General features: G+C 73.1%; 5 protein-coding genes. 4 read left to right on the top strand and 1 reads right to left on the bottom strand.

Going from position 1 to position 6,437, the window contains the following annotated elements:
- Positions 1-89: 89 nt before the first annotated feature.
- Entirely contained in the window at positions 90-845 is a 756-nt protein-coding gene (locus tag ACZ6JT_RS09400; protein WP_469208892.1) for a TerD family protein, read from the bottom strand.
- Positions 846-1,039: 194 nt separating this feature from the next.
- Between ACZ6JT_RS09400 and ACZ6JT_RS09395 the strand changes: the two genes are divergently transcribed.
- The 4 genes from ACZ6JT_RS09395 (at position 1,040) to ACZ6JT_RS09380 (ending at position 6,418) form a co-directional block, all read left to right on the top strand.
- Positions 1,040-2,206, top strand: coding sequence for an HpcH/HpaI aldolase/citrate lyase family protein (locus ACZ6JT_RS09395; protein WP_469208890.1), 1,167 nt, complete (start codon positions 1,040-1,042; stop codon positions 2,204-2,206).
- A 65-nt stretch (positions 2,207-2,271) separates the two neighbouring features.
- Positions 2,272-4,935, top strand: coding sequence for a phosphoribosyltransferase (locus ACZ6JT_RS09390; RefSeq protein WP_469209608.1), 2,664 nt, complete (start codon positions 2,272-2,274; stop codon positions 4,933-4,935).
- Complete coding sequence (locus tag ACZ6JT_RS09385) at positions 4,932-5,762, top strand: HAD family hydrolase (protein WP_469208889.1); 831 nt, start codon at positions 4,932-4,934, stop codon at positions 5,760-5,762. The genes ACZ6JT_RS09390 and ACZ6JT_RS09385 overlap by 4 nt, the downstream gene beginning before the upstream one ends.
- Positions 5,759-6,418, top strand: a complete 660-nt coding sequence (locus ACZ6JT_RS09380) for an O-methyltransferase (RefSeq protein WP_469208887.1) — start codon at positions 5,759-5,761, stop codon at positions 6,416-6,418. The genes ACZ6JT_RS09385 and ACZ6JT_RS09380 overlap by 4 nt, the downstream gene beginning before the upstream one ends.
- The last annotated feature ends 19 nt before the right edge of the window (positions 6,419-6,437 follow it).

Below are 6,437 nucleotides of genomic sequence, written 5' to 3'. Positions count from 1 at the left end.
GCCCTGGGTCGGGAGAGATCACACCCACCCCCCACCCCCCCCCCCCCCCCCCCCCCCCCCCCCCCCCCCCCCCCCTCCCCGCCGCCGGCTCAGCGGCGGATGAACTGCGGACCCTGCACCGGCAGCCGGAAGGACGGATCCCCGCCCGGCACCGGCACCGGCGCCGGGGACACCGGCTGCGGGTACCCGTAGGCGGGCGGCGCGGCCGGCGGGGCCTGCGTGTGCGGGGCCGGCGGGGCCATCGCCGTCGTCTGCTCGGAGGTGGGGTCCGCCGTCGGGCTCCCGGCGGGTTCGGCGGCGTTCTCGTCGACCGAGATCCCGTGGTCGGTGGCCAGGCCCACCAGCCCGTTGGAGTAGCCCTCGCCCAGCGCGCGGAACTTCCACCCCTCGCCCCGGCGGTACAGCTCCCCGCAGATCAGCGCCGTCTCGGCGCCCGTCTCGGGCCGTACGTCGAAGTAGGCCAGCGGTTCGGAGCCGCCGGTCGCGGTGGCGTCGTAGAGGAGGATCCGCAGGTCGTGGACCCGCTCGAAGGGGACGTCCTCGGCGGAGGCGACCACCAGGATCCGGTCCACCGTCGGCGTCACCGTCCGCAGATCCGCCTGAACGGCGTCGGTGACCGCGTCCCCGAGCTGCTTCTTGCCCAGCCGCCACACGGCCCCCGAGGGGTGCCGGGGCTGGTTGTAGAAGACGAAGTCCTCATCCGAACGCACCCGGCCGTCGTGGCCCACGAGCAGCGCGGAGGCGTCCACGTCCGGCACCTCGGGGCCGCTGGTCCAGCGCAGCACCGCCCGGACCGCCACGGCGGCCACCGGGATGTTCGAGCCCTTCTGCATCGCGTGCGTCATGCACGTCATCCTGCCCTCCCGGGGTGGAGCGGGACAATGCGGCCCCCCGTAGGGCCTTGTCTCGAACGCGAGACCTGGGCATGGTGCAAGAGGGTTACCTGAACTTCATGTGCTTGAGGAACTCTTGACTCACGTTCGTACGTACTATTACCGGCCATGCCAGTTGGGCCGCCGAGGCAGTACGGGGGAAGCACATGCGTCACTTTGGGCACATATCGCCCACCGTCCGTAAGGACCTCTTCCACCAGGAACCGGCGGAATTCACCGGAGCCTCACCCTCCCGTGTCCTCGCCGCCGCGCTCGGAGCCACGCTCTACAGCCCGGCCACCCGCCCCGCCCTCGCCGCGGACATCCGCAAGCAGGCCGGACGCGGAGTCGTCTCCATGGTCCTCTGCCTGGAGGATTCCATCAGCGACACCGATGTCCGCGGGGCCGAGGAGAACCTCGTACGGCAGTTCGCCGAGCTCGACGCGGACGAAGCGGAGCTCCCGCTCCTCTTCGTCCGCGTCCGCACGCCCGAGCAGATACCCGACCTGGTGCGCCGCCTGGGCGGCTCCGTACGCCGCCTGGCCGGATTCGTACTCCCCAAATTCGACGAGAGCCGGGGCATCGCCTTCCTCGAAGCCGTAGCCCAGGCGGAGGCCGTCAGCGGACAGCCCCGCCTGTATGCCATGCCGGTCCTGGAGACGCCCGACCTGCTGCACCTGGAAACCCGCGTCGAAGCCCTCGCCGGCATCTCCCGCACGGTCAACAGCCACCGCGAACGGGTCCTGGCGCTGCGGCTCGGCGTGACCGACTTCTGCTCCGCCTACGGACTGCGCCGCACCCCCGACATGACCGCCTACGACGTCCAGATCGTGGCCGGCGTGATCGCGGACGTCGTGAACGTCCTCAGCCGCGCCGACGGCACCGGCTTCACCGTCACCGGCCCCGTCTGGGAGTACTTCCGCAGCCAGCAGCGCCTCTTCAAGCCCCAACTGCGCCGCAGCCCCTTCCTGGAGGAGGGCGTGGAGGAACTGCGCACCGCCCTCATCGAGCACGACCTGGACGGGCTGCTGCGCGAGATCGAACTCGACCGGGCCAACGGACTGCTCGGCAAGACCTGCATCCACCCCGCCCACGTCACCCCCGTGCACGCACTGTCCGTGGTCTCGCACGAGGAGTTCTGCGACGCCCAGGACATCCTGCGCCCGGAGCGCGGCGGCGGCGGCGTCATGCGTTCCGCCTACACGAACAAGATGAACGAGGTGAAGCCCCACCGGGCCTGGGCCGAGCGCACCATGCTCCGCGCCGAGGTCTTCGGCGTGGCGAAGGAGGAGGTCGGCTTCGTCGACCTCCTCACGGCCGGACTCCAGGTGTGAGCAGGCCGCCGGAGAGGGACGCACGGCCGCCGACGGACGTGCGGACGACGAGGAAAGGCAAGACGATCGAAGCAGTGTGGTCGGGTACCTGGGTCGCGGATCGGCTGGGCGTCAGCCTGGAGGACTCCGAAGGCGGTCCGCGGCTGACGGAGCTGCTCGGACTGGCCCTGCGCCGCAACCCCAAGCGAGCGCACCTGCTGGTGTCGCAGGTGCTGGGCAAGCACGTCCCGCAGTCCCCGCGGACGGTATACGCCGCCGGGTACGGGCTCGGCGAACGCGTCCGGGCCCTGCTCGGCGAGGACGGCGCCGCCGCGGCCGTGGTCCTCGGCTACGCCGAGACCGCCACCGGGCTCGGCCACTGCGTGGCCGACGGCCTGGGCAGCGCCCCCTACCTGCACTCCACCCGCCGGCCCGTCCCGGGCGTGCAGCCCGCGGGCGGCTTCGAGGAGGCGCACTCGCACGCCACCTCGCACCTGCTGCTGCCCGAGGACCCGCGGCTGCTGGCGGGCAGCGGTCCGCTCGTCCTCGTCGACGACGAGTTCTCCACCGGCAACACGGTCCTGAACACCATCCGCGACCTGCACGGCCGCCACCCCCGCCGGCACTACGTGGTCGTCGCCCTCGTCGACATGCGCTCCCCGGCCGACCGCGACCGCCTCACCGCCTTCGCCGCCGAGCTGGGCGCACGCGTGGACCTCATCGCCCTCGCCTCGGGCACGGTCCGTCTCCCGGCCGACGTCCTGGCCAAGGGCCAGGCCCTGGTCGAGGAACACGAGGCCCTGACCACGGCCACCGCCGCCGCCGGCCAAAATCAGCCCGCGTCCCCGCCCGAATCCGGGCCTGTGGCTCCGGCCCAGGACGGCACCGCAGCCGGGCAGAGTCAGCCCGCGTCCCCGGCCGAATCCGGGCTCGTGGCTCCGGCCCGGGACGGCACCGCAGCCGGGCAGAATCAGCCCCTCCGGCGTTTGAGGAGCGGGGTCCGGGGCGGAGCCCCGGCGGACGGCCCGCAGCCGGTCACGCGCGTCGAGCTGAACTGGCCCTCCGGGGTCCCCGACGGCGGCCGCCACGGCTTCACCCCCGCCCACCGCGCCCGCCTGGAGGCGGCCCTCCCGGAGCTCGCCGACCAGCTCACCGCAGCGCTCGCCACCGGCACCGGATCGGGCACCGGCCCCGGCACCGCACCCGGCCTCGGCCGGCTCCTCGTACTCGGCAACGAAGAGCTGATGTACGCGCCGCTGCGCCTCGCCCAGGCCCTGGAAGAGGCGGGCGCGGCCCGCGAGGTCCGCTTCTCCACCACCACCCGCTCCCCGGTGCTCGCCGTGGACGACCCCGGCTACGCCATCCGCACGCGGCTGGTCTTCCCCGCCCACGACACCCCCGCCGACGGCCCCGGCGACCGCTACGCCTACAACGTCGCGGGCGCCGGCTTCGACGCCGTCATCGCCGTCGTCGACTCGGCCGGCGACACCCCCGAACTGCACGCCGGGCTGCTCGCGGCCCTCGCCCCGCACACCGGCCGCGTCGTGCTGGCCGTCGTCCCCTCGTACGTACCCGCCCCACCCGCCACACCCGACCGGCAGGAGCCGATCATGCCCGAGCCCCTGCGCGGCCCCGCCTTCTCCTCGTACGCCCCCGAGGACGTCGGCTGGCTGCTCCAGGACTTCTCCGACGTCGAGCTGGAGGCCCCGACGGAGGAGCGCGAGGAGGCCATCCAGGCCGGCGGCGCCCACTACGCCGAATCGCTGCCCGTCGAATACCAGCCGTCCCCCCAGTACCAGGAGCTCTACCAGAGCGCCCTCACCGCCTCCGCCGCCCGCATCGCCCGCGCCGTCGGCACCGTCACCGAGACCGTCCTCGCCGAGCGCTCCCCCTCCCCGGTCCTGGTCTCCCTGGCCCGCGCCGGCACCCCCGTGGGCGTCCTGATGCGCCGCTGGGCCCAGACCCGCCACGGCCTCGACCTGCCGCACTACGCCGTCTCCATCGTGCGCGGCCGCGGCATCGACGCCAACGCCCTGCGCTGGCTTGCCGCCCACCACGACCCCGCCGACGTCGTCTTCGTGGACGGCTGGACGGGCAAGGGCGCCATCACCCGCGAGCTGCGCGACGCCCTCGCCGCGTTCGAGGGCTTCAACCCGGAGATCGTCGTCCTCGCCGACCCCGGCTCGTGCGTGGACACGTACGGCACCCGCGAGGACTTCCTGATCCCCTCCGCCTGTCTCAATTCCACCGTCTCCGGTCTCATATCGCGTACGGTTCTGAGGTCCGACCTGGTCGGTGCCGCGGACTTCCACGGCGCGAAGTTCTACCGGGAGCTCGCCGGAGCCGACGTCTCCGTCGCCTTCGTCGACACCGTCGCCGCCCACTTCGACGAGGTGGCCGACGCCGTCGACGAGGAGGTCAAGGAGCTGCTCGCGGCCGACCGCACCCCCACCTGGGAAGGCTGGGCGGCGGTCGAGCGGATCAGCGAGGAGTACGGCATCCACGACGTGAACCTCGTCAAGCCCGGCGTCGGCGAGACCACCCGCGTGCTCCTGCGCCGGGTGCCGTGGAAGATCCTGGCGCAGCGCGGCGCCGGACCCGACCTGGACCACGTACGGCTGCTCGCCGAGCAGCGCGGGGTCCCCGTGGAAGAGGTCGACGGGCTCCCCTACACGTGCGTGGGACTCATCCACCCCCGATTCACGCGCGGCGCCACCGGCGCCGACGGAAAGGCTGTGGCCTCGAAGTGACTGTCCTCGTAGCCAGCGATCTCGACCGTACGCTCATCTACTCGACGGCCGCCCTCGGCCTGACCATGCCCGACCCGGTGGCCCCGCGGCTGCTGTGCGTCGAGGTCCACGAGAGCAAGCCGCTGTCCTACATGACCGAGACGGCGGCGGGGCTGCTGGCGGAGCTGACGGCCGACCCTTCGGTGGTCTTCGTCCCGACGACCACCCGCACCCGCAAGCAGTACCAGCGCATCCGCTTCCCCGGCCGCCCGGCCGCCTACGCGATCTGCGCCAACGGCGGGCAGCTGCTCGTCGACGGGGTGCCGGACCGGGACTGGCGCCGGCAGGTCGCGGCGCGCCTGGCGCGCGAGTGCGCCCCGCTGGAGGAGGTCCACCGGCACCTGCTGTCCGTGGCCGACCCGGCGTGGCTGCGCAAGACGCGCGTGGCGGAGGACCTCTTCGCGTACCTCGTCGTCGAGCGGGCCCTGGTCCCCGACGAATGGCTCAAGGCCCTCACGGAGTGGTCCGAGAGCCGCGGCTGGACGGTCTCGCTCCAGGGCCGGAAGATCTACGCCGTCCCGCGCCCGCTCACCAAGAGCGCCGCGATGCACGAGGTCGCCCGCCGCACCGGAGCGACCACGACCCTCGCCGCCGGCGACTCGCTGCTCGACGCGGACCTGCTGCTGGCGGCGGACGCCGGCTGGCGCCCCGGCCACGGCGAACTGGCCGACGCGGCCTGGACGGCGCCGTCGGTGACGGCCCTGACCACGGCGGGCGTCCTGGCCGGGGAGGAAATGCTCCGCGCGTTCACCCGTGAGGCGGCCCGGCTCGGCAGACTGGGCGCATGACCAAGGGCAACAGCACCAAGATCACGGACGAGCTCTACCAGTACGTGCTCGGCCACAACCCCCCGTTGGACCCGGTCCAGCGGGGCCTGGTGGAGACCACCTACGCGAAGTTCCCCGACGTCGCCGGAATGCAGTCGGCGCAGGAGCAGGGGCCGCTGCTGGCCTTCCTGGTCCGGCTGACGGGCGCCCGCCACATCGTCGAGGTCGGCACCTTCACCGGCTTCTCGGCCCTGTCGATGGCGCAGGCACTGCCCGCCGACGGCCGCCTCATCGCCTGCGACGTCTCCGAGGAGTGGACGGCGTACGGCCGGGAGGCATGGGAGCAGGCGGGCGTCGCGGACCGCATCGAGCTGCGGATCGCACCCGCACTGGAGACCCTGCGGGCCATGCCGACCGAACCCCACATCGACATGGCCTACGTGGACGCCGACAAGGAGAGCCAGATCGACTACTGGGAGGAGCTGGTGCCGCGGCTGCGTCCGGGCGGCCTGATCGTCACGGACAACACGCTCTACCACGGCTCGGTCCTCGACGAGTCGGCCACCGGCGCGGCCGCGGGCGTCCGCGCCTACAACGAGCACGTCGCGGCCGACCCGCGCATGGAGTCCGTCCTGCTGGCGATCTCGGACGGACTCACCCTCTCGCGCAAGCGCTGACGCTCCCGCTCAAGTCCTG

Source organism: Streptomyces sp. NPDC046308, from assembly GCF_055588065.1.
The sequence above is the reverse complement of the archived record's forward strand: the minus strand, read 5'-3'. Positions and strand labels throughout refer to the sequence as shown.